Here is a 26241-nt window from a genome sequence, read left to right on the forward strand (position 1 = left end):
CTTACACGCATGCTCAACCTCACTAGCCAGTCCCGCCGCTGGGTCGTGCTCGCAGCCGTGCTGTGGCTCGTGCTCCTCGCCGGGATCATCTTCATCCCGCAGTCCCGGTCCAACGATCTCGCTCAGGTCGAGCCGACGAACTCGCTGTCGCGCTCGCTGCAGCAGACCCGCCCGGGCGGCGACGCCGTGGCCGCGCAGCTGGTGGATCCGGCGCGCATTTACGACCCCGGGCGTTACCTCGGCTACACCACCCTGTGCCCGGGCGAGCCGCAGGAGCTGGTGGACGCGAAGCTCGAGGCCTTCGGCGTCAGCGCCGAGGACCTGGACCTCGGCGGCGACCTGGGCTACGTGCTGCTCATCCCGGGCGGCGAAGACGTAGCACCCAAGGTGGACCCGGTGGAGCTGAACAAGGTGGATATCTGCACCGTCCCGCAGTCCGAGTCCTTCCCGCTGAACACGGCTATGCCGTTCCACATGAACCAGGGCCGCTGGACCCTCGGGTTGGGCCAGTAATGCTCGTTCTCGCCCTGGACACCGCCACGACTGACCTGGTCGCAGGCATCGTGGACGGGGACCGTGTGCTCGCGGAGACGGCTGTGGCCACCCGCGCGCACAACGAGACGCTCATGCCGGAGATCACCCGGCTGCTGGGGGAGGCGGGCGTCGAGTTCGCGGACTTGGGCGCGATCGTGGTCGGGCGCGGCCCGGGGCCCTTTACGGGCCTGCGTGTGGGCATGTCCACCGCGTCGGCGCTGGGGCAGGCGCTTTCCATTCCGGTGCATGGGGTGTGCACGCATGACGCGGTTGCTGCGTCGCTTGGCGGCAAGGCGCTGGTGGTCACCGACGCGCGCCGCCGCGAGGTGTACTGGGCGCGCTACTCAGGCGGTAAGCGGGTGGCGGGGCCGGACGTGTGCAAGCCGGCGGATCTTTCCGCGCCCGCGGTGGACGTGGTCAGCGTGCCGTCGTCGCTAGCGGAGCTTTTGCCTGTCGACGCCCGAAGGGTGACCTACCAACCCCCAACCCCCGCCGGCTTAGTCTCAGTCGCCGACCTGGACGCCCAGCCGGAGCCGCTGGTGCCGCTGTATCTGCGCCGTCCCGACGCTGTGCCGCCGAAGCAGGCCCCGAAGTCGCCGGCGCTGCCATGAGCGTGCGCTTCCGCGAGCTGACGGTCGCGGACGCCCCGGCGGCCGCGGCGATCGAGGCGGTGCTGTTCGCCGGCGACAGCCCGTGGTCCGAGGCGGCGTACCGCTCCGAGATCGCCGCGCGCCACACCTTCTACCTGGGCGCCTTCGACGGCGAAGAGCTGGTCGGGTTTGCGGGCCTGGCCATGCTCGGGCCGAAAGATGACCCGGAGTTTGAGATCCACACCATCGGCGTCGACCCCTCCAGGCAGGGTGAAGGCCTAGGCCGTGCGCTGATGGACCAGCTCATGCACACCGTGGACCTGTTAGACGGGCCGTGCTTTTTGGAGGTGCGGGTGGACAACACGCCCGCGATCCGGCTGTACGAAAGCTTCGGGTTTTTCACCGCGGGCGTGCGCAAGAACTACTATCAGGCCTCCGGCATGGACGCGTACACCATGACGCGGCCGAAGAAGAGCGAAAGGCGAGACCAGTGATTGTGTTGGGCATCGAGTCCTCGTGTGACGAAACCGGCGTGGGCATTGTTGAGTTGCACGACGACGGCACGATGGACATCCTCGCCGACGTGGTCGCCTCCTCGATGGAGCAGCACGCCCGCTTCGGCGGGGTCGTGCCGGAGATCGCCTCGCGCGCCCACCTGGAGGCCATGCCGCAGGTAATGGAGAAGGCGCTGGCGGACGCCGGCATTGCCAAGCCGGACGCGGTGGCCGCGACCGTCGGCCCGGGTCTGGCAGGCGCGCTGCTGGTCGGCGCGTCCGCGGCCAAGGCCTATGCGGGCGCATGGGGAGTGCCGTTTTACGGCGTGAACCACTTGGGCGGGCACGTCGCGGTGGCCAACCTGGACGGCGAGCCGCTGCCGCACGCGGTGGCACTGCTGGTCTCCGGCGGGCACACGCAGCTGCTGGAGGTTGCAGCTGTGGGCAAGCCGATGCGGGAGCTGGGCACCACGCTCGACGACGCCGCCGGCGAGGCCTACGACAAAGTCGCCCGCCTCCTCGGCCTGGGCTACCCCGGCGGCCCGGTGGTGGACAAGCTCGCGGCCGAGGGCAACCCGGAAGCGGTGAAGTTCCCGCGGGCGCTTTCGCGCGCCGAAGACCTGCGCGGCGAGCACCGCTACAACTTCTCCTTCTCCGGATTAAAGACCGCGGTGGCCCGCCACGTCGAGGCCGCCGAGCGCGACGGCCGCGTGATCTCGCTGGAGGACGTCTGCGCGTCGTTCCAGGAGGCGGTGTGCGACGTGCTCACCGCAAAAGCCGTCATGGCCTGCGAGGACACCGGCGCGCGCACGCTGCTGCTCGGCGGCGGCGTGGCCGCCAACCGCCGGCTGCGGGAGCTGGCGCAGCAGCGCTGCGAGGCCGCCGGCATCGAGCTGCGGGTGCCACGGTTCAACCTGTGCACGGACAACGGCGTGATGATCGCGGCGCTGGCCGCCCAGCTCATCCATGAGGGCGCCGCCCCGTCCGGACTGGGCGTGGGCACGGACACTTCGCTGGAGGTCGAGGTGCCGCTCGTGTCGTCGTAAGGCACGAAGTGCTGGATGCGGATACGCTTGGGGCCTGCACGTCTTGTTCGACGAAAGGATGACCCGTGTCCGCTGAAACTACTGAGCAGTTCGACCAAAACCAGGCCGACCGTGAGCGGTTCGGGTTCCTGGTCAACCCGGATCTGACCTACCGCCGCATCGTCTTCGACGAAGACACAGTGCGCGAGACCCTCGGCAGCGTAACCGAGAAGTTCGACGATGTCGCCTTCGACCAGGACGGCAACCGTTTCCACGCGATCTTCCGCCCGGACGCGGCACAGCTGGGCCAAGAGCCGAACCCGGTGGCGTCCCTGGCGCGCAACACTGCCGAGACGGACAACCCGGAGTTCCTCACCGACCCGACCCGCGCGGTGTGCGGCCCGGTGATCTTCACCGCCGCCGACGGCGGCAGCGTGAATGAGGACACCATCGCGGAAGTGCTTCAGGCGATCCGCGCGGTGGAGAACTACCGCGACGACAACGCCGAGGAGTTCGATCTCTGGCGAAACGCGGTGCTTAACCGCTAGACCCCACCTCCGCACAGCCTGTGGTTGTTGGCTGGCACTCTCGGGGGTAGAGTGCCAAAGCAGGTTGTGTGAAGCACAGTTGTTCACCCGCGACGACGGCTGCGCCTCTTCAGACCTGAACTGTTGAATCATTCACCAATGAAAGGTTGCTGATCATGGCAAACGTCAACATCAAGCCGCTGGAGGACAAGGTCCTCGTCCAGATCGCCGAGGCTGAGACCACCACTGCGTCCGGCCTGGTTATCCCGGATTCCGCTGCGGAGAAGCCGCAGGAAGCCGTCGTCATCGCTGTCGGCCCGGGCCGCCTGGACGACAACGGCAACCGCGTCGCCGTGGACGTCAAGGAGGGCGACACTGTCATCTTCTCCAAGTACGGCGGCACCGAGCTGAAGTACGGCGGCGAGGAGTTCCTGCTGCTGTCCGCTCGTGACCTGCTGGCCGTCGTCGAGAAGTAAGCGCCATGGCAAAACTCATCGCATTTGATCAGGAGGCCCGCGAGGGTATCCAGCGCGGCGTGGACACGCTCGCCGACGCGGTGAAGGTCACGCTCGGCCCCCGCGGCCGCAACGTCGTGCTGTCCAAGTCCTGGGGTGGCCCGACCGTCACCAACGACGGCGTGACCATCGCCCGCGACATCGACCTCGAGGACCCGTTTGAAAACCTCGGTGCCCAGTTGGTGAAGTCCGTCGCCGTGAAGACGAACGACATCGCCGGCGACGGCACCACCACCGCAACGCTTTTGGCCCAGGCGCTCGTCTCCGAGGGGCTGCGCAACGTCGCGGCCGGCGCGAACCCGATCGAGCTGAACAAGGGCATTAAGGCCGCTGCCGAGAAGGTCGTCGAGGAGCTCAAGGCCCGCGCGACCGAGGTGCAGTCCTCCGCAGAGATCGCGAACGTGGCCACCGTGTCCTCGCGCGACCCGGAGGTCGGCGAGATGGTCGCCGGCGCCATGGACAAGGTGGGCAAGGACGGCGTGCTCACCGTCGAGGAGTCCCAGTCCATCGACTCCTATGTGGACCTCACCGAGGGCATCTCCTTTGACAAGGGCTTCCTCTCCCCGTACTTCATGACCGACCCGGACGCCGGCCAGGCCGTGCTCGAGGGTGCCCGCGTGCTGCTGGTGCGCGGCAAGATTTCCTCCCTGCCGGACTTCCTGCCGCTTCTGGAGCAGGCCGCCTCCGAGTCCGTGCCGCTGTTCGTGGTGGCAGAGGACATCGAGGGTGAAGCGCTGCAGGCGCTGGTGGTCAACTCCATCCGCAAGGTGCTTAAGGTCGTCGCCGTGAAGTCGCCGTACTTCGGCGAGCGCCGCAAGGCGTTTATGGACGACCTCGCGGTGGTCACCGCCGCGACCGTGATCGACCCGGAGGTCGGCGTCAACCTCAAGGACGCCACCCTGGAGCACCTCGGCTCCGCCCGCCGCGTGACGGTGACCAAGGACGACACCGTCATCGTCGACGGCGCCGGCACCGCCGAGGCAGTGGAAGACCGCCGCAACCAGATCCGCCGCGAGATCGAATCCACCGACTCGACCTGGGACAAGGAGAAGGCGGAAGAGCGCCTGGCCAAGCTGTCCGGCGGTGTGGCGGTGCTGCGCGTCGGCGCCGCCACCGAGACCGAGCAGAACGAGCGCAAGCTGCGCGTCGAGGATGCCATCAACGCCGCCCGCGCGGCGGCGGAGGAGGGCATCATCGCCGGCGGCGGCTCCGCGCTGGTGCAGATCGCCAAGCAGCTCGAGGAGTTCGCCGACGGCTTCGACGGCGAGCAGAAGACCGGCGTGCTGGCCGTGGCCCGCGCGCTGTCCAAGCCGGCGTTCTGGATCGCCGATAACGCGGGCCTCGACGGTGCCGTTGTGGTGTCCAAGATCGCCGAAATGCCGAACGGCGAGGGCTTCAACGCCGCGACGCTCGAGTACGGCAACCTCATCGAGCAGGGCATCATCGACCCGGTGAAGGTCACCCACAACGCGGTGGTCAACGCCGCGTCTGTGGCGCGCATGGTGCTCACCACGGAAGCGTCTGTGGTGACCAAGCCCGCCGAGGAAGACGAGCAGGAGGACCACGCGCACTAGTCGCGCATTGCCGAAGGTTCGTCGCTAAGCAAAAACGCCCCGAAAACGGGGCGTTTTTCGTGTTCCGTCCTACTTGGCGGAAGCCGCGGCGACCTTCATGCCGCCGGCGGTGCCGCGCAGGATGGCAGAGCGCTCGGATTCGCTCAGGCCGCCCCAGATGCCGTACGGCTCCGCTACGCGCAGCGCGTGCTCGCGGCACTGGGTGAGCACCGGGCACTCGAAGCAGATGGCCTTGGCGCGGTTTTCGCGCTGCGTGCGCGCCCGGCCGCGCTCCCCGTCGGGGTGGTAGAAAATCTCGGAGGCCTCCCCCCGGCACTTGCTGTGTAGCTGCCAATCCCAGAAGTCGGCGTTGGGTCCGGGAAGCTGGTGCGGCAAAGACATAATCGGGAGTGCTCCTTTGTGGAAGTACCTCAAACGTGTGACCGGCACCGAGTGTGGACTGCTCTGGTTAACGTTTGGTGTCGCTGCGGTTACGGTCTGCTGTCGCCTAGTCGAACCGCGTGAAAATACCCGTGTCTTACTGCACTAACGCTCGTGGTTACGGGCAGGTGAATTCCTGGCAAAAGGTCGGTAGCGCAAATGCTAAGGCAAGAGCGTTTATTATGAACGGGTTACGCGAAACTAGTGCAAGCTGACAGACGAGGGAAGGAGATGCGCGTGGCTGCAGGCGATGAAGACACAGAACTCGCTGGCCTGGTTCCCGCCGCTGCGCAGGGTGACAGGCGGGCGCTGCAGCGCATCATCTCCATCATCCACCCGCGAGTGCTGCGCTACGCCAGGGCGCGCATCGGGGGCGGGCGGATGCCTACCCCCGAAGATGTCGCCCAGGAAATCTGCCTGGCGGTAGCGACGAGCATCGACCGCTACCACGACACCGGGCGGCCGTTTATGGCGTTCGTGTACGGCATCGCGTTTAACAAGGTCGCGGACGCGCACCGTGCGATGGCGCGCGACAAGCTCAGCCCGGTGGAGGAGGTCCCCGACACCGAAGTGGCGACAATCACTCCCGAGGACGCGGCGATGGTGTCTGCGGGGAGTAACGCTGTGAGGGCTTTGCTCGATTCACTTAATGAGAAGGCCCGCGACATCGTGATTCTGCGAGTGTTTGTGGGCCTGTCCGCGGAGGAGGGTTAAACGACAAAAAGTGTGTCTGATTCAGCGTGTCGTGGGGGTTAGATTTGGCCTTTTTGGATGCCGATTGAGTGGGTGTAGTTGGTGTCGATAGCGTTGTCGTAGAGGGCTGGTCGTCCTGTTTCGTGGTCGGCTTGGTTCTCGGTTTGGGTCAGGGTGGATACTTTGGCGAGTTGGTCCTGGCCCCAGTTGGACTGCCTGGCGATTCGTACTGGATCGTCAGGCAGTTCCGTTTTTAGGTAGAGCCACCAATCCAGCATGCGGCGTTGTCGTTCGCCGGATCTGCCGCGGTGGGTTCTGGCGAGCAGTTTGAGCTGGGCGTTGATGCCGCCTTCTAAGCTGTTGGTGTTGGATTTGATCCGCTCTGGTTGAAGTACTGCTTTTGGCGGGTTGAGGTAGACGAACAGCATCTCGGACCGGAATAAGTGGTTGAGGCTGTTGTAGGCCTTGCGCACGTTGTGATGCGTCCACACCCGGGTCCATGCACCGGTTTTCGGGTCTTTCACCATGGTTTTCTCGTCCATCCATGACCGGTAGATCGTGGAGAACTCGTGCAGCTGCGCACCCCATGCGGCGGCTGCATCCAGCGTGGTGATCCGGGTCAGCTTCAGCGCAAGTCGGTAGATGGTGCGCCCGGCATCCGTACGCGGGTTGCTGGTGGTGTAGCGGCGCACCACGCGTTGGGCGTGGACGAGGCAGCGTTGAATTTTCGTGGCCGGCCAGCACTTTTTGATCGCGCTGTAGGCTCCTTGGCCGCCGTCGATGACGGCGATGAGTGGGGCTTCGATGCGTTCAAGCAGCAGTTGGTAGTCGCGGGTGGTTTCGTGTGTGCACCAGTGCCAGGCAATCACGTGGTCGATCGTCGCCGCGACGATCAAGCAGCCGCCGGCGGTGTAGGTGCCGTCAAGGAAGATCTGGTCGTAGACCCGCTTGTCGTGGCCGGCGGTGGGGTCAGGCACATCAACGAACCAGAACGGTTCGAATCGACGTTGCATCGTGCGCGGTGAGCACCCCACACGGCGGGCAACGGTATCGAGGCTGGCACCGGTGGTGAGGTGGTCGATGAAGACGGTGAACGCCGCCGCGTTGGTGATGTCGCTTCGGTGTTTCACGCTGGAGGCGCCACATTGTTTGCAGCGCCACCTGGTGGTGCCTTTGCTGGTGGTGCCGTTGCGTTTCATTTCACCGCCGCAGTAGCAGCGAGGTTGGTTCTTTGACATTGCGACACCACACCACGCCGCACATAGCACACCAACGCTGCCACACCGAGGATTGAACGCTCGAGACCTAGATATATGCCCCCGGAGCATATATTTCCCTGAAACCTACAGGTCAACCCCTGAAAATCGTAGATTCCAGACACACTTTTTGTCGTTTAACCCGCGGAGGAGACGGCTGAAGTCATGGGCAGCACACCGGGTGCAGTGCGTGTTGCCCAGCACCGTGCGCTGTCCAAACTGCGGAAGCAACTGGACGGAGGGCAAGCGGAGTTATGACACGTCAGGACGATCACATGGAGGAGTTCGCACGCAGCGACGCGTTCATTGACGCGCTCATGCTTGGCGACGATCCTTCGGCTGGCACCGACCCCCTCGCCGCCGCCCTGTTGGACTTGAAGGCTGATGTTGACCGCCCGATGCCGCCGGCGCCGCAGCTGTTCACGGAGCAAGCTCAGGCCTCTGGCAACGTCGCCTCGTTGGAAGAAAAGCGCGCGGAGAAGGCGAAGCGCCGCGTCAGCCCTTGGCTGTCCGGCTTGATCGGCGCGGCTGCGGCGACCGTGGCGTGCGTTGGCACCGGCGCCGTCCTGTTCGACAGCGGCGCTGCCGACGAGGACACCACCGTGGTGGAGCTTGCCACCACCCTCGACGAGCTTGAGATGGCCAGCGAAAGCGGCGACACGGCCGCCACCCGCGACCTGCTGGAGCAGGCGCGCGGCCTGGTGGCGACCATGCAGGAGCGCGAACGCCGCGCAGCCAGGGACGGCGCGTCCGCGACGGTGACGGAGACAAAGACGGTCACAGAGGCAGCCACCGAAGCGTCCACGGTGCCGGCGGAAGGCGCCTCCTCCGAGCGCCCGGCTCCGGAGCAGGTCCCCGCGCCGCCGGCGCAGCAGCCGACCCAGGCGCCCCAAGCCCCCGCGCAGCGCGGCCCTGGGGCGGGAAATGGTGCCGGCACTGGCTATCGGAAGCCCACGCAGTCCACCCAGCCGACGCCGTCGAGCCCGCAGCCGAGCACGACCGCGGGCAACACAGCACCGTCGCAGGGGCAGGACGCGGCCGGCGAATCGCCGTCGTCGGAAGCGGGTGCGGAGCAGGGGAGCCCGTCGCTGCGTGTCAACGACCCGGCAACGATGGTCAGCCCGCCGGCCGAGTTCGGCGCCGGTGCCTCCGGCGGCGCGGAGGGCGGCCCGGTCATCCTCCCGGGCGCCGGCAGCAGCTCCTAGCGCCCCTCTAAGCCGTCGAGGTAGCCCATGGCGTAGTCCCAGGGCACGTACGCCTCGATGTTCGGCTGCGCGCTGGGCTCATGCACCGGCGGGAGCTGGTTGTTCAACGAGGCGATCATGTTTTGCTCCATGATCTCCCAGTCGTAGTAGTGGACTTGGTCGCAGTCCTCGCAGAGGAACGACACCCCGAGAATGCCGCGGGGTTTGAGTATGCGCTTCGCGTCTCGAACGTGCGAGAGATCCTGGATCACTGCGACGCGTTCTGCGGGCGACAGCGGCTCGGCGTGCTCATCGTCCTCGATGAAGGATGCCGGGTCATTAGGGTCGTCCGCGAACGGGTCCAGTGGCATCATGTCGTCGTAGTTCACCCGTATAACCCTATACGGTGTGGCAAACCAGCTGGATCGCCCGCTGAAAAGTGCCCTGAACTGGGTGGCACGGTCGGTATTTGCGCCACGTTATATCATGGCGAAAAACATCTGCGCGGGAGAGGAGACAATGCGATGGCTAACGAGCGTGTGTGGACTGGTGGGGACGATCCGGAAAAGGTCGCGCTTCGTGGCCTGACCTTCGACGACGTGCTGCTGCTGCCGGCGGAGTCCCACATTGTCCCGTCCGAGGTGAGCACCGCCTCCCAGTTCACCAAGAACATCCGCCTGGGCATGCCTATCGCCTCTGCCGCGATGGACACGGTCACCGAGTCCCGCATGGCGATCGCGATGGCGCGCCAGGGCGGCATCGGCGTGGTGCACCGCAACTTGAGCGCCCAGGACCAGGCGGAGCACGTCGACATCGTCAAGCGCTCCGAGTCCGGCATGGTTTCCAACCCAGTGACCGCAACCCCGGACATGACGCTTGAAGACGTGGACGCGCTCTGCGCCCGCTTCCGCATCTCCGGCCTGCCGGTGGTGGACGACGGCGGCCGCCTGGTGGGCATCATCACCAACCGCGACATGCGTTTTGAGGCGGATTTCCAGCGCAAGGTGGCTGAGGTCATGACCCCGATGCCGCTCGTGGTGGCGCCGGAGGGCGTCGATAAGCAAGAAGCTCTGGCGCTGCTGTCCTCCAATAAGGTGGAGAAGCTGCCGATCGTGGCGGCGGACGGCACCCTGGCCGGCCTGATCACCGTGAAGGACTTTGTTAAAAGCGAGCAGTACCCGAACGCCTCCAAGGACGCCGACGGCCGCCTGCTCGTCGCCGCCGGCGTGGGCACCGGCGAAGATTCCTTCGACCGCGCGGGCCTGCTGGTGGAAGCCGGCGTGGACGCGCTTGTGGTGGACTCCGCGCACGCGCACAACAACCGCGTGCTGGAGATGGTCTCGCGCGTGAAGAAGGAATTCGGCGACCGCGTGGATGTCATCGGCGGCAACTTGGCCACCCGCAGCGCGGCGAAGGCCATGATCGACGCTGGCGCCGACGCGATCAAGGTGGGCATCGGCCCGGGTTCCATCTGCACTACCCGTGTGGTGGCAGGCGTGGGCGCGCCGCAGATCACCTCGATTCTCGAGGCATCCGTCCCGGCGAAGGCCGCAGGCGTTCCGATCATCGCCGACGGCGGCATGCAGTTCTCCGGCGACGTGGCCAAGGCGCTGGCGGCGGGCGCGTCCACCGTGATGCTCGGTTCCATGCTTGCCGGCACCGCAGAGGCCCCGGGCGAGATCGTGGTCGTGGGCGGCAAGCAGTACAAGCGCTACCGCGGCATGGGATCCATGGGCGCCATGCAGGGCCGCGGCCTGACCGGCGAGAAGCGCTCCTTCTCCAAGGACCGCTACTTCCAGGCTGATGTGACCAGCGAGGACAAGCTGGTGCCGGAGGGCGTCGAGGGCCGTGTGCCGTTCCGCGGCGAACTGGACTCCATTACCCACCAGATTGTCGGTGGCCTGCGTGCCGCCATGGGCTACACCGGCGCCGCCTCCATCGAGGAGCTGCAGACGAAGCAGTTCGTCCAGATCACCGCCGCCGGCCTGCGCGAGTCGCACCCGCACGACATCACGCAGACCGTCGAGGCGCCGAACTACCGCCAGTAAGGGATACTCATGCGCGACTACGTGGAAATCGGCCTCGGCCGCGAGGCCCGCAGGGCGTACGACTTGGGCGATCTTTCAATCGTGCCGAAGCGCCGCACCCGTTCTTCGAAGGACGTGGACACGAGCTGGAACATCGACGCCTACACATTCGACATCCCGCTCGCCTCTCACCCGACGGATGCGCTGGCCAGCCCCGAGTTCATCATCGAGCTGGGCAAGCAGGGTGGCCTCGGTGTGATCGACGCCGAGGGGCTTTGGGGCCGCCATGCAGATCTCGAGGGCGCGGTGAAGAAGGTCGTGGACTCGTGCGAGGACGCCTGGGGCATCGACTCGGAAGAGAAGTACCAGGAGTACATGGACTCGGAGGAGCGCTCCGTTCGCACGCTGCAGGAGCTGCACGCCGCGGAGCTTGATACCGATCTGCTCACTGAGCGCATCGCCCAGGTGCGCGACTCCGGCGTCACAGTGGCGGTGCGCGTGAGCCCGCAGAACGCGCGTGAGCTGGCGCCGGTGGTCATCGCGGCAGGTGCGGAGATCCTGTTCATCCAGGGTTCTATCGTCTCGGCCGAGCACGTGCAGCAGGGCGGCGAGCCGTTGAACCTGAAGGAGTTCGTCGGCTCGTTGGACGTGCCGGTGATCGCGGGCGGTGTGTACGACTACTCCACGGCAACGCACCTGATGCGGTCCGGCGTCGCCGGTGTGATTGTGGGCTCCGGCGATGCCAACACGGTGGTCAACGTCCCCATGGCGACGGCGGTTGCAGACGTGGCGGCAGCGCGCCGCGACTACCTGGACGAAACCGGTGGGCGCTACGTGCACGTGCTGGCGGACACTTCCCTGTGGGAGCCCGGCGCCGTTGCCCTTGCTATCGCGTGCGGGGCCGATGCGGTCATGCTCGGCCGAAATTTGGCGCAGGCGTCCGAAGCTGCGGCGGACGGGGTGTACTGGGAGGCGCAGACGGCGCACCCGCGCTTTCCCCGTGGTGGCGTGGTCAAGAATGCGGTATCCGGCAAGCGTGTGCCGTTGGAGACTGTGCTGTTCGGGCCGTCGAGCGATCCATACGGCGGTCTGAACATCGTCGGAGGTCTCAAGAGAATCATGGCCAAGTGTGGTTATACTGATGTGAAAGCTTTTCAGAAAGCAGATCTGGCAATCCGTAATTAAGAAATTGGATGAGTACGCCCATGCCTAGCCGTGTAACCCTTCTTCGCGACGCACCAGAGGGTGCCTCCCACGAGGTCGATGTCAACGACATCTTCTTCTCGGTCACCGACGCGAAGGGTGTGATGACGCATGTCAACAATGTGTTCATCAAGTACGCCCAGTACAGCGCGGACGAGATGATTGGCAAGCCGCACAACCTCATCCGCCACGACGAGATGCCGGGTGCCGCCTTCAAGCTCATGTGGGACACCATCGAGGATGGCCGCCCCTTTGCCGCGTACGTGCGCAACCGTGCCAAGAGCGGCTCGGCTTACGACGTGCTCGCCACCGTCACCCCGCTGCCCAACGGCGGCTACCTCTCCGTGCGCACCCGCCCGATGACGGAGCGCTTCGAGGCCGCGGGTCAGCTTTACCAGGAGGCGAACCTGGTGGAGCACGAGGCGAAGGACAACGGTGTCGGCCGCCGTGAGCGCGCCGTCATGGGCGCGGAGAAGATCGGCGAGCTGCTGCCGGATTACGACGCGTTCATCCAGGCCGCCCTGCCTGCCGAGATGCAGGCGCTTGAGGACGCCGGGTTTACCCTGCCGGACGGCTCGGGCGAGATCTACGAGTCGGCCCTCGCCCTGTACGGCGAGTTGGACCAGTTCATGTCCGTCCAGACCGCCATTCAGGACGCGGCCGACGAGCTGCGCAAGGCTTCCGCCACCCTGGTGGAGGAAAACGCCGTCACCAATAACGTGAAGGCGGAGATGGAAAACGTGGTCACCGAGGGTGCGTCGCGCACCCTGTTGCTCGCGCCGCTGCAGGTGTGGGCGACCATGCGCGGGATCATCGACGAGAACGCCGCCACCTTGGCAGAGGTTGCCGAGGAGCTCTACGCGAAGACCGCCAACGCACGCATGGCGATTGCACTGGCGCGTCTGCACACCGCACAGACTGCGCAGTTTTCCACCGAGTCCGGCGCGGACGAATCTATGCACCTGCTTGTGGACGCGCTCGAGGTCGACGTCCGGGAGATGGACGACGCGGTGTTCCTGCACTCGTCGTTCCGCCGCCGCGTGGAGCTGAAGGTCAACTCCATTACTGAGCTGACCAAGATTCCGCTGGAGATGATCCGCCGCTGGTCCCAGAACACCAACGAGTCCACCATGGGCGCCGAAGTGATGCCGCTGGTGGAGCAGGTCAACAACGCTATGGCCGCCGCCGATAATTCAATCGCCCAGCTGCAGCAGGCCGCCGATAAGCTTGCCCAGGCACCGTCCACGGACGAGGTCCGCGCCGCCCTGGAGCGCCTCAACTCGGCCGTGAAGTAACGCGTTCTACGCCCGCGACGAGCCAGTTTTCTTCGTCGCCCGCGCTGGTGCTGGTTATTCAGGGGTTTTCCTAGACGCCGCACAGGCAGTTGGGTCTCGCGCGGGATCGACTACGATCTAGGCCTGTGAATACTCCGCAAGCCCGCCCAGTCCTTGTCCTCGATTTCGGTGCGCAGTACGCGCAGCTGATCGCCCGCCGTGTGCGCGAGGCGAACGTTTTCTCCGAGGTGGTTCCCTCCACCATCACCGCCGCAGAAGTCCGCGAGAAGAACCCGCAGGCGCTGATCCTCTCCGGCGGCCCGTCGTCGGTGTACGCAGAGGGCGCGCCGCAGCTCGATGCTGAGATCTTCGAGCTGGGGCTGCCTATCTTCGGTATTTGCTACGGCTTCCAGATCATGACCCGTGCGCTCGGCGGCGAGGTGGCCGAGACCGGCGCGCGCGAGTACGGCCGCACGCAGATGCGCGTCGACGGCGGCGTGCTCCACGCCGGACTCGAGCCCGAGCACGCCGTGTGGATGTCCCACGGCGACTCTGTCACGCAGGCGCCTGAGGGCTTCGAGGTCACCGCCTCCACCCCGGGCGCGCCCGTGGCCGCGTTCGAGGACACCTCCCGCAAGCTCGCCGGCGTGCAGTACCACCCGGAGGTCATGCACTCCCCGCACGGCCAGGAGGTGCTCACCCGCTTCCTCACCGACATCGCCGGCCTGGAGCAGAACTGGACCGCCTCCAACATCGCCGAGCAGCTGATCGCGGACGTGCGCGAGCAGGTAGGTGAGGGCCGCGCCATTTGCGCCCTGTCCGGCGGCGTGGATTCCGCTGTCGCGGCGGCGCTGGTACAGCGCGCCATCGGCGACCGTCTCACCTGCGTGTTCGTGGACCATGGCCTGCTGCGCCAGGGCGAGCGCGAGCAGGTGGAGACCGATTTCGTGGCCGCCACCGGCGCGAAGCTGGTCACCGTGGACGAGCGCAAGGCGTTCTTGGACAAGCTCGCCGGAGTGACCGAGCCGGAGGCGAAGCGCAAGGCCATCGGCGCGGAGTTCATCCGCTCCTTCGAGCGCGCTGTTGCCGGCGTGCTGGAAGGCCAGCAGGTGGACTACCTGGTCCAGGGCACCCTGTACCCGGACGTGGTGGAGTCCGGCGGCGGCACCGGCACCGCCAACATCAAGAGCCACCACAACGTTGGCGGCCTGCCGGACGACGTGGAGTTCGAGCTCGTTGAGCCGCTGCGTCTGCTGTTCAAGGACGAGGTCCGCGCCGTCGGTCGCGAGCTGGGCCTGCCCGAGGAGATTGTGAACCGTCAGCCGTTCCCGGGCCCGGGCCTGGGCATCCGCATCATCGGCGAGGTCACCGAGGAACGCCTGGAGACGCTGCGCGCCGCCGACGCCATCGCCCGCGAGGAGCTGACTAAGGCCGGTATGGACGAGCAGATCTGGCAGTGCCCGGTCGTGCTGCTCGCGGATGTGCGCTCCGTGGGCGTGCAGGGCGACGGCCGCACCTACGGCCACCCGATCGTGCTGCGACCGGTCGCCTCCGAGGACGCGATGACCGCGGACTGGGTGCGCATCCCGTACGAGACCCTCGAGGTCATCTCCACCCGCATCACCAATGAGGTGGCCGACATCAACCGCGTGGTGCTGGACGTCACCTCCAAGCCGCCGGCCACCATCGAGTGGGAGTAAGCCAGTCACCTATGCCCGCGTCTTAGCGGGCGTAGTACGCGGACACGGACCCGATACGCTCTGTCACGTTGATCGTGAGCAACGCGCTGTCCTTGTCCGCGTTTTGCGTTTCTTCGGGGCAGGCGGTCTCGCCGATGGTGACTTGGCAGTTCACGTCGACCGGGATGTTGTCCGGCAGGATCACGTCCACCTTGCCGATGGTGTTGCTGACCTCGACGGTTTTCGGCTCGCGCAGCGGCTCAAGCTCGGAGAAGTCAAGGTAGGTCTCGCCGACGAAGCCGTTGACGCCCGGTTGGTCTGGCAGGGTGTCGATGTCGTACACGGTGATGTGCGCGCTGCCGAAGCGCCCGTAGTCGCCGTCGCGCAGGTCGCTGTAAAACGCAAGCGCCACGAGCGAGACCGCTGAGAGGCCCAAGGCGACCGGGATCCAGAACCAGTTGCGTTTTCTCGTCTGTGTTGGAGCCGGTTCGCTCGGCTCCGGCAGATGCCACAGCTCCGGCGCCGCGCCCAGTGGGTCCCAGGCGGGCGGGCGCTGGCCGGGGTGTTCGTGTCCTTCGGGCACCGTCAGATGGGAGGTGTCCACAGCGGGGCGGTTGCTTGTACGGGGCCCCTCCGGCTCGCCCACCAGCAACCCAGCCGGCGGCTCGGGATGGCGCTGGTGCAGGAAGTACCAGCCGGCGGCGAAGAGGATGAACGTGACCAGCACTGCCCGCAGATCGCCTGCGACGGAAACGGACGGTAAAAACAGGAAGAGTCCGAGCAGCAGCCACCAGCCGGTGTCGCGATCCTTTATCTCCGCTGCGGTCAGCTGCACTTTCGGAGTGATGATCGCGGCCCACGGGCTGCGGGTCAGCCCGAAGCGGGGCATGTTGATCCAGCACAGCAGGTAGAGGAAGATGCCGCCGCCGAACGCGAGCGAGAGCGCGACGAAAACCACGCGGATAAACGTGGGGTCGATGTGGAAGCGGGCGCCGATGCCTTCGCAGACGCCGCCGATGACGGCCTTGCCGCCCTGGTCCTCCGGGATGCGGGGCGGGCGGGTGTCCCACATCTGTGTGAGTGTGTTGTTCTCCATAGCTCTATCCTCCCGCGGGAGCGCGGGCCGCGGTATCGGGAACGACCCTGATTTTTCGTTTCAGGGTTTTCCCCGATGTGCCCTCAGGCGCACCCGTGCAACGATGGGGGTTATGTCTGCGTTGTATCCCCGGCTGACCCGGAACCGCTCCCGCCGCGTTGTGGCCGGCGTGGCCTCCGGTGTGGCCGACCACCTGGGGGTGGAGGACAAATGGGTGCGCCTGTTCTTCGTCGCGGCCAGCTTCGCGGGCGGGTTCGGCGCGCTGCTCTACGCCGGTTTGTGGATGTTTACGCCTCTGGACGACAGTGGGGCGCAGCGCCAGCGCCCGGGAACGATGGATCTTGCGCTTGTGGTGCTCGGGTTCGCAGGGGCGCTTATTGCGCTGCAGCTGTCTTCGGGCGCGGGCGCCACGGTGGTGTTCGTGCTGGGCGTGCTCATCGTCGGCGCGGTGATTGCGCTGCAGGCCTACGACCGCGGCACGGGGTCGTGGGGCAACATCGCCGCGCTGATGTTGGGTGCGCTGCTGGTCATGGCTGGGGTGCTGGCAGTGGCGTTTGTGGGCGAAAGCGCCGGGGTTGGCGGCGTGGTGGTCTCCGTGCTGGTCACGGTGGTGGGCGTGGCGGTGCTGGTTGTGCCGCTGATAGCCAAGCTGGCCAATTCGCTCGTCGCGGAGCGGGAGGCCAAGGCGGTGGCGGACCAGCGCGCGGAGATTGCCTCACGCTTGCACGATTCGGTGCTGCAGACCCTCGCGCTGATTCAGAAGCAGGCGGGCGATGCGGATGAGGTCGCTCGCCTCGCGCGCGCCCAGGAGCGCGAGCTGCGGGCCTGGCTTTTCGACGACTCCGTGCCCAACCACACCACTACCTTCGCCGCCCTGCAGAAAGCGGCCGGCGAGGTGGAGGACGCCTTCCGCGTGGTCATCCAACCGGTCACGGTGGGCGAGGACGTCGCCTTCAACGAGCGCACCGAGGCGGTCGTGCTGGCGGCCAGGGAGGCGATGGTCAACGCCGCCAAGCACGCCGGTGTGGACACCATCGACGTCTACGCGGAGCATCTCGCGGGCAGGCTCGAGGTGTTTGTGCGCGACCGCGGTTCCGGCTTCGACCCGGACGCCATCCCGGCCGATCGGCACGGTTTGCGCGACTCCATTGTGGGCCGCGTTCGGCGAGTTGGGGGAGAGGTGCACGTGGTGTCGTCGATAGGCAATGGCTCAGAGGTGGAGATAGCGTTAGAGCTATGACGAGCGTGTTCTTGGTGGACGATCACTCCGTGTTCCGCGCCGGGGTGAAAGCTGAGCTGGCGGACGCGGTGGACATCGTGGGTGAGGCCGGCACGGTCGCTGAGGCGGTGCGTGGAATCGAGCGTACGCGCCCGGACGTGGTGCTTTTAGACGTGCACATGCCCGACGGCGGCGGACTGGCCGTGCTCAAGCGGGCGCCGGGCCCGGCGTACCTGGCGCTGAGCGTTTCCGATGCCGCCGAGGACGTCATCGCACTGATCCGTGCCGGCGCGCGGGGGTACGTGACCAAGAACATCGCGGGCGCGGAGCTCGCTGAGGCGATCGAGCGGGTGCGCGGCGGGGACGCGTACTTCTCGCCGCGGCTGGCCGGGTTCGTGCTCGATGCCTTCGCCTCGGGGCCGGTGGTGGAAGAGGACGACCCGGCAGTCGACTCGCTGACCCGCCGCGAGCTCGAGGTGCTGCGGCTGCTCGCGCGGGGCTACACGTACAAGGAGATCGCCGAGCGTCTGTTCATCTCCGTCAAGACGGTGGAGACACATGCGTCGAACATTCTGCGCAAGACGCAGACCTCCAACCGCCACCAGCTCACCAGGTGGGCGGTGGCGCGGGACTTAGGCTAGAGCACGCCCGCCTGGGTGAGTAGCGAACGTGCCGTCTTGTCCGTCTCCTGCAGCATCAGCGGGTCGGTGCCGGGCATGGGGGAGATGGTGGTGTCCGCCCACTGCTTGCCGGTGGGGATACCCACGATGTGCAGGCGCGCGTCCAGCTCGCCGTCGGGGTGGACGGTGCGGCGGGTGTGATCGTCGGTTTCCGGGGAGGCGGTTTCCACGCCACCCGGTGCGAACGGGCGCACGCGGCCGGCCGCGCGCAGCGATGCGGTTAGCGCGTCGGGGGAGGTGCGGATGTCGGGGCTGGGCAGGAAGGCGTCGGCAAGTGCGGTGGCGCGCACCGAACGGGCGTGGCTGACCGCTGTGTACCCGCTGTCGGTGGTCTCCACCACGGGGTCGGGGCCTAAGAAGGTGACCAGGCCGGCGTCGGAAAGCGCGAGTAGCTCGCGGGTGCGGAACAGCGGCGGGCCGGAGCCGACCATCTGGCCGAACGCCATGTACTGCGCAAGTGCCGCCTCGCGGGGGCCGCGGCCGTTTTGTGTGGCGATCGCGCTGGGTTTGCGGCCCGCGGAGATGGCCCACAGGCCGGCCTTGAGCGGGGAGTCCCAGGCGGACACGGCCTCGGTGATGTCGGCTGCCATGCCCTCGGCGACGCGTCGGTTCAGTTCCTCCAGGTCGAGCGCCTCGGTGCCGGCGAGCGGGTCCACCCAGGCGGCCATGTCGAACGGTGCGGTGCTCATCCCGTCGAGAGCCTCGGTCAGCGCGTTCGCGACCGTCAGGATGTCGTCCGCGGTGGCAACCGCGGCAAGGTCGGCGGCGTCGATGGCTGCGAGGATCTCGTCGAGGGGCGCGCTGAGCGCTTCGGGACGCACACGGGCAAGCACGCGGTAGTACTCGGCGTAGGCGTCGCGGGCCAGCGCCGGCCACAGGTCGCGGCCGAAGGACACCGGCGCTTCGGAGGCATCGATGGCGGCGCGCAGGCGGGAAAGGTCGGCCTTCGGCGGCAGGGAGTGGTACTCGGATTTGGGCAGGTAGGGGTAGCCGCGCCCGGAGGTGACCACGAAGTGCGGCTCATTGCTGGTGGCCTCGTAGCGCAGACCGGAACGCGTGGAGGCGTCCTCGACGAAGCGGCCGCCGCGGTCGATGGTGGTCAGCGCCATGAGGTCGAAAAAGCCCATGCCCATGCCGCGCACCACGACGCGCTCGCCGGCCGGCAGCAGTGAGACGTCCTGCTCCACGGGGTTGCCCGGCGGGATGTAGGTCAGCCCCGACTCGGCGAACGCCTGCTGCGCGGGCGTGGGGGCGGGCAGTACCCAGCCGGAGGCGATGACGGTGGCGTCGGCGTGGACCACGGAGCCGTCGGCAAGTGTGATGGCGTCCTGGGTGCCCTCGGCCGCCAAGGACACGGCGCGGGAGTGGTGCTCGACCACCTCGACTGTGTCCGGTAGCTGCGCGAGGGAGACCTTCCACGCCCAGCGCAAGTACTCGCCGTAGAGCGCGCGCGAGGGGTTGGACTCGGGGCGGGTGGCGCGCAGCTCCTTGTTGTAGTGCTCGGGGAGGGAGGCACCGAAGGCGTCGATAAGCGGGTGTGTTTTCTCGCCGCGAAGCGCCTGGATCCACTCGTACATGGTGGGGCCTTCGAGCACGGGGGCGGCGACGGTCGCGCCGGGCTCGGTGAATAGTGTCACCGCGCCGGCGAGGGTGTTCATGCACAGCGTGCGGGTCTGGTCCGTTTCCCAGATGCGGCCGGCGCCGAGCTGGGCGTCGTCGATGATGTGCAGGGTGAGTGCCTCGCTGCGGTCGCCCAGGTAGGCGGCGATGCGTTCAGTGATGGAGATGCCGCGGGGTCCTTCTCCGACGATTGCGATGGATGCTGCCACGGTGAAAATACCTCCACGATTTCTGTGAATCTTTGATCGTATGTAGACTGCCTAGTCTATTACTAAAGAACCAGATTGTCTAACAGTGGTAATGTGCACTGCGTAACCGAAGAAAGAGGGCGATAACGTGCCTAAACCAAAGGTAGCCGCGACGCTTTCGCTCGGCGCCGCAGCCAGCCTGCTCGCCGGATGCGCAACGGCGGCCAACGGCGACGACGGTGACGTGCTCACCTACCTGGAATCCAGCTGGTTCAACAGCCTGTACCCGCCGGCCGCCGGGTTTTACCCCAACGGCGGCGTGGTCAACCAACTGACGGACCGGCTGCTCTACCAGAACCCGGAGACCCTCGAGCTTGAGCCGTGGATTGCCACGGACCTGCCGGAGATCAACGAGGACGCCACGGTGTTCACCTTCGACATCCGCACCGACGTGACCTACTCCGACGGCACGCCCATGACCGCGCAGAACATCGTGGACAACTTCGACCTGTTCGGCCTGGGCGACAAGGACCGGCTGCTTAACGTCTCGGAGCAGATCTCCAACTACGAGCGCGGCGAGGTCGTCGACGAAGACACGGTGCGCTTTTACTTCTCCGCACCTTCGCCGGGCTTTGCGCAGGCGACATCGACGTACAACGCGGGCCTGCTGGCCGATTCCTCGCTGCAGCTGCGCAACGAGGAGTTCGGCCCCGGCAACGCGGAAAACGTCATCGGCTCCGGCCCGTTCGTGGTGGACAGCGAGACCCTGGGCACCGACCTGGTGCTTAAAGCCCGCGAGGATTACGACTGGGCGCCGCCGTCGCTGGAGCACCAGGGCCGGGCTCGCCTGGACGGCATCCACTACACCCTGGCCGCGGAAGAGGCCATGCGCTCCGGCGCGCTACTGTCCGGCCAGGCCGACGCCGCCCGCACGGTCTCCCCGCCGGTGGAGCGCCACCTGAAGGACCAAGGCGTGCAGGTGGTCGCCGCCACCGCCAACGGCATGAACAACCAGCTGGCGATGCGTTTCAACCACCCGCTGTTGCAGGACATCCGCGTGCGCCAGGCGATCATCCACGGCGTTGACCGCGAGGAGATCATCCGCATCCTGCTGTCGGATTCCTACCCACTGGCCACCTCATCGATGACCTCGAAGGCCCTGGGGTACGCGGAGCAGCCAGGCGCGTACACCTTCGACCCGGATCAATCGCGCAAGCTTCTCGACGACGCCGGCTGGACCCCCGGCCCGGACGGCATCCGCGAGAAGGACGGCCAGCGCCTGAGCCTGTGGGTCAACCACGCCCTGCCGCAGCCGCGCTCCAAGGAGATTGTCACCATGATCCAGTCCGACCTGCGAGAACTGGGCATCGAGCTGAACATGGTTGCCGGCGACCGCGCCACCCAGAACGCGGCGCAAAAGGACATCAACCGCGTCCAGCTCATGCACACCATGGTGGGCCGCGCGGATTACGACGTGATCGAATCGCACCTGTCGGTGGACCGCCGCGATTCGCTTTTGAACAACGCCGGCGACGGTGAACCGATCGACGCGGAGCTGCAGGCGCTGTTGGACAAGGTGGTCTCCACCCCGGACGACGCCGGCCGCGCCGCCGCCTCCAAGGCAGTGCAGGACCACCTGACCGAAAACGCCTACACGCTGCCGCTGTTTGAAGAGCCGCAGGTCTACGCGCTCGCGCCGCACGTGAAGGGCTTTGACACTGAGGCGGTGGCGCGCCCGAGCTTCTACTCGGTGTACTTCGACCGCGAGGAGGACAAGTAGATGGGCAAGTACGTACTCAAGCGCATCGGCCAGGCGCTCATCGTGCTCCTTTTGGCCTACACCCTGGCGTTCTTCCTGCTGTCCGCGCTGCCTTCCGACGGCGTGGCCGCCCGCTACGCGGACCCGGCCCTGGGCCTGTCTCAGGCAGAAATCGAGCAGATCCGCGAGCAGATGGGCGTGGACAAGCCGCTGATCCAGCAGTACTTCGCCACCCTCGCTGGGCTGTTTACCGGCGACTTGGGCTACTCGGTGGCCACCGGCACGCCCGTGTTCGACCTGATCGCGGACGCCGCGCCGCACACGTTCGCGCTCGCCGCGACGTCCATCGGCCTTGCAATCGTGGTGGCGCTGGCCACCGCGTACGTGGCCACCCTGCCCGGAGCGGGGCCGCTGCGCAGCTTCTTCCGCGCGCTGCCGTCGTTCATGGTGTCCCTGCCGGGCTTCTGGATCGCAATCCTGTTGCTGCAGTTTTTCTCCTTCCGGCTCGGCTGGGTCAACGTGGTTGACCCGACCCCGCTGGAGGGGCTGATCCTGCCCACGCTCACCCTCGCGGTGCCGATGGCCGCGCCGCTGATGCAGGTGCTTATCCGCTCCATCGACGAGGTCCGCGCCCAGCCGTTCGTGCAGGTCGTGCGCGCCCGCGGCGCGAGCGAGGCCCGCATTTTCTGGCGCGACGTGCTGCGCAACTCGCTTCTGCCCGCGATCACCATGGCTGGCCTGCTGTTCGGCGAGCTCGTCGGCGGTGCCGTGGTCACTGAGACCGTCTTCGGCCGCGCCGGGCTGGGCTCGCTGACCGTGAACGCCGTGTCCAGCCGCGACATGCCGGTGCTGCTCGGCGTGGTGCTCATCGCCGCCACCGCGTACGTGGTGATCAACCTGATCGTGGACCTGCTCTACCCGGTGCTGGACGTGCGCCTGCGCGATCAGGCCGCGGCGGAGACTGCAAACACCCCGGCTACGACTGCAAAGGAGGCCGTCCGATGAGCACGACCAACCTGGTGCACAACCAGCGCGCGCCGCAGAAGGACCACCGGCCGCGAAAGGCCCGCAAGCACCGCCGCTGGAGCTCGCCGGCGACCATCCTGTCGCTGATCGTGCTGGCCATCGCCGCGCTGTGGGCGATCGTGCCCGGCATCTTTGCGCCGCACGACCCGTACAACGGCGTCGACGTGGCGCTCCTCGCTCCCAATGGCGAGTACATCTTCGGCACCGACGCGGTGGGCCGCGACCTGTTCTCGCGCGTGGTCTACGGTGCACGCCAGTCGTTGCTCGGCGCCCTGATCGCCGTGGCCGTCGGTCTGGTGCTGGGCACCTTGATCGGCCTGATCGCCGGCACGCAGCGCGGCTGGGTGGACACGGTGCTGATGCGCCTGGTGGATGTGCTGCTGGCCATCCCCGGCATCCTGCTATCGCTGTCCATCATCATCGTCACCGGCTTCGGCTCGCTGCAGGCGGCGTTCGCTGTCGGCATGACGTCGGTGGCCACGTTTGCGCGCCTGGCACGCTCGCAGGTGATCCAGATTGCTAACGCGGACTTCGTCGAGGCCGCCTACGGCTCCGGTGCCACCCAGGCCCAGGTGCTGTTCCGCCACGTGCTGCCCAACTCGCTGACCCCGGTGCTGGCACTGGCCGCGCTGCAGTTCGGCACCGCCATCTTGCAGCTGTCCATCCTGGGTTTCCTCGGCTACGGCGCGCCGCCGCCGACGCCGGAGTGGGGCCTGCTCATCGCGGAAGGCCGCGACTTCATGGCAACCGCCTGGTGGCTGATCCTGCTGCCCGGCCTGGCCATTGTGGCCACGGTGATGTCCGCCAACCACCTGTCCCAGGTGATCCAACAGGAAGGTGATGTGCAATGAGTGCGCCCCTACTCGAGGTAGACGGCCTGACCGTCGCGTACGGCGACGCGGACCCGGTGGTGCGCGACATTTCGTTTTCCGTCGAGGCCGGGAAGATGACCGCGATCGTGGGCGAGTCCGGCTCCGGTAAAACCACCTCCGCGATGGCGGCGCTGGATCTGCTGGGGCCTAGCGGCAACGTTTTGGACGGCAGCATTCGCTTCAAGGGCCAGGAGCTTTCCAACCTGACTAACGCCGAGTGGCGCAAGCTGCGCGGCACGAAGATCGGGCTGGTGCCGCAGGATCCGAACAACTCGCTCAACCCGTTGAAAACCATCGGCGCGTCCGTTGAGGACGGGTTGGAAATTCATGGGGTGGGGGATGCGGCGGAGCGCCGTCGTAAAGCAATTGCCCTGCTGGAGCGCGTGGGCATCGACGACCCGGAGCGCCGCTACGACCAGTACCCGCACGAGCTGTCCGGCGGCATGAAGCAGCGGGTGCTCATCGCGGCGGCGGTGGCGCTTGAGCCCGAGGTGCTGATTGCGGACGAGCCGACGTCCGCGCTCGATGTGACGGTGCAGAAAACCATCCTGGACCTGCTGGATGAGATGCGCGCTGATCTGGGACTTGGCATCATTTTCATCACCCATGACCTCGCTGTTGCGGGTGATCGGGCGGACGATGTGGTGATCATGGAGCGCGGCGAAGTGGTCGAGCACGGGCCGGTGGGCCAGGTGCTAACCAGCCCGCAACAGGACTACTCGAAGCGCCTGCTCGCCAACGTGCCCTCGCTTGCGGTCGCAGATGCTTATCGACGTCCTCCGGTTGCCCCGGAGACCCTCCTTTCCGTCAGTGGGCTGACCAAGCGTTACGGCGACTTCACCGCAGTTGAGGACATCTCCTTCGACGTGGCGCGCGGCTCCACCCACGCGCTGGTGGGCGGCTCCGGCTCCGGCAAGACCACCACGGGGCGCGCGATTTCTATGTTTAACCAGCCCACGGCGGGAAGCATCACCCTGGACGGCACCGAGCTGACTGGGCTTTCGCCGAAGCAGCAGCGCGGCCTCCGCAGGCGGGTGCAGATGGTGTACCAGAACCCGTACTCTTCGCTGGACCCGAAGATGCGCGTTGGCGAGATCGTCGCCGAGCCGTTGCGCAACCTCGCCGGCGCTTCCAAGCGTGAGGCGGCCACACGCGCCGACGAATTCTTGGACCGCGTGGCGCTGGACCCGGCCCAGTTTGCCAACCGCACTCCGGCGCAGCTGTCCGGCGGCCAGCGCCAGCGCGTGGCCATCGCCCGCGCGCTCATCGTGGAGCCGGAGCTGGTGGTGCTGGACGAGGCCGTCTCCGCACTCGATGTGACCGTGCAGGCCCAAATCCTGGAGCTGCTCGAGGACCTGCAGCGAGAACTCGGCCTGACCTACGTGTTCATCTCCCACGATCTGGCGGTGGTGCGCCAGATCTCGGATACCGTGAGTGTGTTCAGCCGCGGCCGCCAGGTGGAATACGGGGCGACCAACGACGTGTTTGCACACCCGAAGCACGAAGTCACCCGCGAGCTCATCAACGCCATCCCCGGCACCGTGTTCCGGGCCCGACAGTTAGGAGAGTTTGTTGTCTAACCGCACTGACATTATTGACACCCTGGCCGAGACTCCGGCGGAGCTCGCCGAGCTGCGCCGCCGCCGTCCCGAGGCGGTGGAGAACGCCCAGCGCAGCTTCGAGGCACTGTTCGAGCCGACCGACGACGCGCTGATCCAGGCGCTGCCGGTTGCCACCCGCTACGCCGTTGCCGCGTTCATCGCCGGCGTCTCCGGCGCGCAGCGCGCCACGGCGTTCTACACCGACCTGCTTACCGACGAAGACGAGTCGCTCGTCGCCGTGGTCGATGACGCGGTGCGCGCAGGTGTGTCTGCCGGACCCTACGCAGGCGGGGACTTTGTCACTTTCGGCGATGGTCCGCTTGCCGCGGCGTTCGACTTCGCCCACCTGCTTACCTTCCACCCGAAGGATGCCTCCCCCGCGGCGATCGGGCACCTGCAGGAGGCGGGCTACAACGAAAACGCGATCGTCTCGCTCGGCCAGCTCATTGCCTTTGTGGCGTTCCAGCTGCGTGTCGTGCACGGCGTGCGTGTGCTGGCAGGTGGCGGCGGGGTGCCGGAGGGCGTCGAGAAGCGTGCCGGCGTTGCGGATCCCGGTTGGGCGCCCGCCGCCGCCACCCTGCAGCCCGAAGTGGTTGCGCCCGAGACGTTTGTGGCACACCCGCTGGGCTGGAAGCCGTGGGTGGCGCCGCTGGAAAAGGGCGAGCTGACCGACGCGCACGTCGACGCCCTGATCAAGCCCGAGCGCGCCGACATGGAGTACTTCCGCCTGCTCGCGCGCGATCCGCAGGCGCTGAAGGCCCGCACGCTGACGGACCTGGACATCTTCTACAACACCGAAGGTGGGCTGGGCCGCGCCGAGCGCGAACTCGCCGCCACGGTGGCCTCTCGTTTGAACGGCTGCGAGTACTGCGCCTCGGTGCACCAGGGCCGTTCCAAGGATGAGGGCGGCGACGCGGAGGCCATTGACAAGCTGCTTGCCGACGGCGTGACCGCCGACCTCAACTCCGAGCTGTGGAACGCCATCCGCGACGCCGCGGTGGCGCTGACCCGCACCCCCTACGAATTCGGTACGTCACACGTGGACGCGCTGCGGGCCGCGGGCCTGGACGACCTGGCGGTGCTGGATGTGGTGAACTCGTCCGCGTTCTTCAACTGGGCGAACCGGCTCATGCTCACGCTCGGCGCGCCGGACGTGCCGAAGCGCTACCGCTAGCCGGTTTTTGG

General features: G+C 66.9%; 24 protein-coding genes and 2 pseudogenes. 21 read left to right on the forward strand and 5 right to left on the reverse strand.

The window, feature by feature from the left end; genetic code table 11:
• Positions 1 to 9 precede the first annotated feature (9 nt).
• From CAFEL_RS02000 to groL, 7 genes are all read left to right on the forward strand, one after another.
• Positions 10 to 513, forward strand: a complete 504-nt coding sequence (locus tag CAFEL_RS02000; protein ID WP_194561028.1) for a hypothetical protein — start codon at positions 10 to 12, stop codon at positions 511 to 513.
• Complete coding sequence (gene tsaB / locus CAFEL_RS02005) at positions 513 to 1145, forward strand: tRNA (adenosine(37)-N6)-threonylcarbamoyltransferase complex dimerization subunit type 1 TsaB (RefSeq protein ID WP_194561027.1); 633 nt, start codon at positions 513 to 515, stop codon at positions 1143 to 1145. The genes CAFEL_RS02000 and tsaB overlap by 1 nt, the downstream gene beginning before the upstream one ends.
• A complete protein-coding gene (rimI, locus tag CAFEL_RS02010) occupies positions 1142 to 1618 on the forward strand; it encodes a ribosomal protein S18-alanine N-acetyltransferase (RefSeq protein WP_194561026.1) in 477 nt (158 codons plus the stop codon). Before tsaB ends, rimI begins: the two co-directional genes overlap by 4 nt.
• Positions 1615 to 2664 carry a tRNA (adenosine(37)-N6)-threonylcarbamoyltransferase complex transferase subunit TsaD gene (gene tsaD / locus CAFEL_RS02015; RefSeq protein WP_194561025.1) on the forward strand — a complete coding sequence of 350 codons (1050 nt, stop codon included), beginning with the start codon at positions 1615 to 1617 and terminating at the stop codon, positions 2662 to 2664. Before rimI ends, tsaD begins: the two co-directional genes overlap by 4 nt.
• Positions 2665 to 2729: 65 nt before the next feature.
• Positions 2730 to 3191 (forward strand): hypothetical protein, encoded by a 462-nt coding sequence (locus CAFEL_RS02020; RefSeq protein ID WP_194561024.1) that lies wholly within the window; start codon positions 2730 to 2732, stop codon positions 3189 to 3191.
• A 155-nt stretch (positions 3192 to 3346) separates the two neighbouring features.
• Positions 3347 to 3646: a co-chaperone GroES gene (gene groES, locus CAFEL_RS02025; RefSeq protein WP_034997874.1), complete on the forward strand. Its 300-nt coding sequence runs from the start codon at positions 3347 to 3349 to the stop codon at positions 3644 to 3646.
• Positions 3647 to 3651: 5 nt separating this feature from the next.
• Positions 3652 to 5259, forward strand: a complete 1608-nt coding sequence (groL, locus tag CAFEL_RS02030; RefSeq protein ID WP_194561023.1) for a chaperonin GroEL — start codon at positions 3652 to 3654, stop codon at positions 5257 to 5259.
• A gap of 69 nt (positions 5260 to 5328) precedes the next feature.
• Here groL and CAFEL_RS02035 read toward each other — a convergent pair whose 3' ends face one another.
• The gene (locus CAFEL_RS02035; RefSeq protein ID WP_070844984.1) at positions 5329 to 5640 is read right to left on the reverse strand and encodes a WhiB family transcriptional regulator; all 312 of its coding nucleotides are present in this window, start codon (positions 5638 to 5640) and stop codon (positions 5329 to 5331) included.
• 270 nt (positions 5641 to 5910) lie between these two features.
• Between CAFEL_RS02035 and CAFEL_RS02040 the strand changes: the two are divergent.
• A pseudogene (locus CAFEL_RS02040) lies at positions 5911 to 6387 on the forward strand (sigma-70 family RNA polymerase sigma factor); the annotation flags it as partial.
• 44 nt (positions 6388 to 6431) lie between these two features.
• Here the strand turns inward: CAFEL_RS02040 and CAFEL_RS02045 are convergent.
• Positions 6432 to 7610 carry an IS1249 family transposase gene (locus CAFEL_RS02045; RefSeq protein ID WP_194561165.1) on the reverse strand — a complete coding sequence of 393 codons (1179 nt, stop codon included), beginning with the start codon at positions 7608 to 7610 and terminating at the stop codon, positions 6432 to 6434.
• 162 nt (positions 7611 to 7772) lie between these two features.
• Here CAFEL_RS02045 and CAFEL_RS02050 point away from each other — a divergent pair.
• Both CAFEL_RS02050 and CAFEL_RS02055 read left to right on the forward strand, forming a co-directional pair.
• Positions 7773 to 7886 (forward strand): annotated as a pseudogene (locus tag CAFEL_RS02050) (RNA polymerase subunit sigma); the annotation flags it as partial.
• Positions 7883 to 8833, forward strand: coding sequence for a hypothetical protein (locus tag CAFEL_RS02055; RefSeq protein ID WP_194560784.1), 951 nt, complete (start codon positions 7883 to 7885; stop codon positions 8831 to 8833). The pseudogene CAFEL_RS02050 and the gene CAFEL_RS02055, both read left to right, overlap by 4 nt.
• Here the strand turns inward: CAFEL_RS02055 and CAFEL_RS02060 are convergent.
• On the reverse strand, positions 8830 to 9186 hold the full coding sequence (locus CAFEL_RS02060; RefSeq protein ID WP_194560937.1) for a DUF5319 domain-containing protein: 357 nt from the start codon (positions 9184 to 9186) through the stop codon (positions 8830 to 8832). The genes CAFEL_RS02055 and CAFEL_RS02060 overlap by 4 nt on opposite strands.
• Before the next feature lie 150 nt (positions 9187 to 9336).
• Here CAFEL_RS02060 and guaB point away from each other — a divergent pair, with 150 nt between their 5' ends.
• From guaB to guaA, 4 genes are all read left to right on the forward strand, one after another.
• A complete protein-coding gene (gene guaB, locus CAFEL_RS02065; RefSeq protein ID WP_194560785.1) occupies positions 9337 to 10860 on the forward strand; it encodes an IMP dehydrogenase in 1524 nt (507 codons plus the stop codon).
• Between the two features lie 9 nt (positions 10861 to 10869).
• Entirely contained in the window at positions 10870 to 12024 is a 1155-nt protein-coding gene (locus CAFEL_RS02070) for a GuaB3 family IMP dehydrogenase-related protein (protein ID WP_194560786.1), read from the forward strand.
• A 20-nt stretch (positions 12025 to 12044) separates the two neighbouring features.
• Positions 12045 to 13337, forward strand: a complete 1293-nt coding sequence (locus CAFEL_RS02075) for a PAS domain-containing protein (RefSeq protein ID WP_194560787.1) — start codon at positions 12045 to 12047, stop codon at positions 13335 to 13337.
• A gap of 125 nt (positions 13338 to 13462) precedes the next feature.
• Positions 13463 to 15016 (forward strand): glutamine-hydrolyzing GMP synthase, encoded by a 1554-nt coding sequence (gene guaA, locus CAFEL_RS02080; RefSeq protein WP_194560788.1) that lies wholly within the window; start codon positions 13463 to 13465, stop codon positions 15014 to 15016.
• 22 nt (positions 15017 to 15038) lie between these two features.
• On the opposite strand, the gene CAFEL_RS02085 is transcribed toward guaA, so the two are convergent.
• On the reverse strand, positions 15039 to 16091 hold the full coding sequence (locus tag CAFEL_RS02085; protein ID WP_194560789.1) for a PspC domain-containing protein: 1053 nt from the start codon (positions 16089 to 16091) through the stop codon (positions 15039 to 15041).
• 112 nt (positions 16092 to 16203) lie between these two features.
• Here CAFEL_RS02085 and CAFEL_RS02090 point away from each other — a divergent pair, with 112 nt between their 5' ends.
• Both CAFEL_RS02090 and CAFEL_RS02095 read left to right on the forward strand, forming a co-directional pair.
• A complete protein-coding gene (locus CAFEL_RS02090) occupies positions 16204 to 17331 on the forward strand; it encodes an ATP-binding protein (RefSeq protein WP_194560790.1) in 1128 nt (375 codons plus the stop codon).
• On the forward strand, positions 17328 to 17951 hold the full coding sequence (locus CAFEL_RS02095) for a LuxR C-terminal-related transcriptional regulator (RefSeq protein WP_181191502.1): 624 nt from the start codon (positions 17328 to 17330) through the stop codon (positions 17949 to 17951). The genes CAFEL_RS02090 and CAFEL_RS02095 overlap by 4 nt, the downstream gene beginning before the upstream one ends.
• Here the strand turns inward: CAFEL_RS02095 and CAFEL_RS02100 are convergent.
• A complete protein-coding gene (locus CAFEL_RS02100; RefSeq protein WP_194560938.1) occupies positions 17948 to 19828 on the reverse strand; it encodes an FAD/NAD(P)-binding protein in 1881 nt (626 codons plus the stop codon). The two genes, CAFEL_RS02095 and CAFEL_RS02100, sit on opposite strands and share 4 nt — an antisense overlap.
• A 118-nt stretch (positions 19829 to 19946) precedes the next feature.
• Between CAFEL_RS02100 and CAFEL_RS02105 the strand changes: the two genes are divergently transcribed.
• From CAFEL_RS02105 to CAFEL_RS02125, 5 genes are read left to right on the forward strand one after another with little or no spacing between them, the layout of a single operon-like run.
• Positions 19947 to 21578: a TIGR04028 family ABC transporter substrate-binding protein gene (locus CAFEL_RS02105; protein WP_194560791.1), complete on the forward strand. Its 1632-nt coding sequence runs from the start codon at positions 19947 to 19949 to the stop codon at positions 21576 to 21578.
• Positions 21579 to 22562, forward strand: a complete 984-nt coding sequence (locus tag CAFEL_RS02110; protein ID WP_194560792.1) for an ABC transporter permease — start codon at positions 21579 to 21581, stop codon at positions 22560 to 22562.
• Positions 22559 to 23434, forward strand: a complete 876-nt coding sequence (locus tag CAFEL_RS02115) for an ABC transporter permease (protein ID WP_194560793.1) — start codon at positions 22559 to 22561, stop codon at positions 23432 to 23434. The genes CAFEL_RS02110 and CAFEL_RS02115 overlap by 4 nt, the downstream gene beginning before the upstream one ends.
• Complete coding sequence (locus tag CAFEL_RS02120) at positions 23431 to 25035, forward strand: dipeptide ABC transporter ATP-binding protein (RefSeq protein ID WP_194560794.1); 1605 nt, start codon at positions 23431 to 23433, stop codon at positions 25033 to 25035. Before CAFEL_RS02115 ends, CAFEL_RS02120 begins: the two co-directional genes overlap by 4 nt.
• Positions 25028 to 26230, forward strand: a complete 1203-nt coding sequence (locus tag CAFEL_RS02125; RefSeq protein WP_194560795.1) for an alkylhydroperoxidase domain protein — start codon at positions 25028 to 25030, stop codon at positions 26228 to 26230. Before CAFEL_RS02120 ends, CAFEL_RS02125 begins: the two co-directional genes overlap by 8 nt.
• Positions 26231 to 26241 lie beyond the last annotated feature (11 nt).

The organism is Corynebacterium afermentans subsp. lipophilum (genome assembly GCF_030408375.1).
GTDB lineage: Bacteria > Actinomycetota > Actinomycetes > Mycobacteriales > Mycobacteriaceae > Corynebacterium > Corynebacterium lipophilum.

Coding starts and splice junctions, on each gene's coding strand:
- CAFEL_RS02000 (WP_194561028.1), top strand. CDS start 10: ATGCTCAACCTCACTAGCCAGTCCCGCCGCTGGGTCGTGCTCGCAGCC.
- tsaB (WP_194561027.1), top strand. CDS start 513: ATGCTCGTTCTCGCCCTGGACACCGCCACGACTGACCTGGTCGCAGGC.
- rimI (WP_194561026.1), top strand. CDS start 1,142: ATGAGCGTGCGCTTCCGCGAGCTGACGGTCGCGGACGCCCCGGCGGCC.
- groES (WP_034997874.1), top strand. CDS start 3,347: ATGGCAAACGTCAACATCAAGCCGCTGGAGGACAAGGTCCTCGTCCAG.
- groL (WP_194561023.1), top strand. CDS start 3,652: ATGGCAAAACTCATCGCATTTGATCAGGAGGCCCGCGAGGGTATCCAG.
- CAFEL_RS02035 (WP_070844984.1), bottom strand. CDS start 5,640: ATGTCTTTGCCGCACCAGCTTCCCGGACCCAACGCCGACTTCTGGGAT.
- CAFEL_RS02045 (WP_194561165.1), bottom strand. CDS start 7,610: ATGTCAAAGAACCAACCTCGCTGCTACTGCGGCGGTGAAATGAAACGC.
- CAFEL_RS02055 (WP_194560784.1), top strand. CDS start 7,883: ATGACACGTCAGGACGATCACATGGAGGAGTTCGCACGCAGCGACGCG.
- CAFEL_RS02060 (WP_194560937.1), bottom strand. CDS start 9,186: ATGATGCCACTGGACCCGTTCGCGGACGACCCTAATGACCCGGCATCC.
- guaB (WP_194560785.1), top strand. CDS start 9,337: ATGGCTAACGAGCGTGTGTGGACTGGTGGGGACGATCCGGAAAAGGTC.
- CAFEL_RS02070 (WP_194560786.1), top strand. CDS start 10,870: ATGCGCGACTACGTGGAAATCGGCCTCGGCCGCGAGGCCCGCAGGGCG.
- CAFEL_RS02075 (WP_194560787.1), top strand. CDS start 12,045: ATGCCTAGCCGTGTAACCCTTCTTCGCGACGCACCAGAGGGTGCCTCC.
- CAFEL_RS02085 (WP_194560789.1), bottom strand. CDS start 16,091: ATGGAGAACAACACACTCACACAGATGTGGGACACCCGCCCGCCCCGC.
- CAFEL_RS02090 (WP_194560790.1), top strand. CDS start 16,204: ATGTCTGCGTTGTATCCCCGGCTGACCCGGAACCGCTCCCGCCGCGTT.
- CAFEL_RS02095 (WP_181191502.1), top strand. CDS start 17,328: ATGACGAGCGTGTTCTTGGTGGACGATCACTCCGTGTTCCGCGCCGGG.
- CAFEL_RS02110 (WP_194560792.1), top strand. CDS start 21,579: ATGGGCAAGTACGTACTCAAGCGCATCGGCCAGGCGCTCATCGTGCTC.
- CAFEL_RS02115 (WP_194560793.1), top strand. CDS start 22,559: ATGAGCACGACCAACCTGGTGCACAACCAGCGCGCGCCGCAGAAGGAC.
- CAFEL_RS02120 (WP_194560794.1), top strand. CDS start 23,431: ATGAGTGCGCCCCTACTCGAGGTAGACGGCCTGACCGTCGCGTACGGC.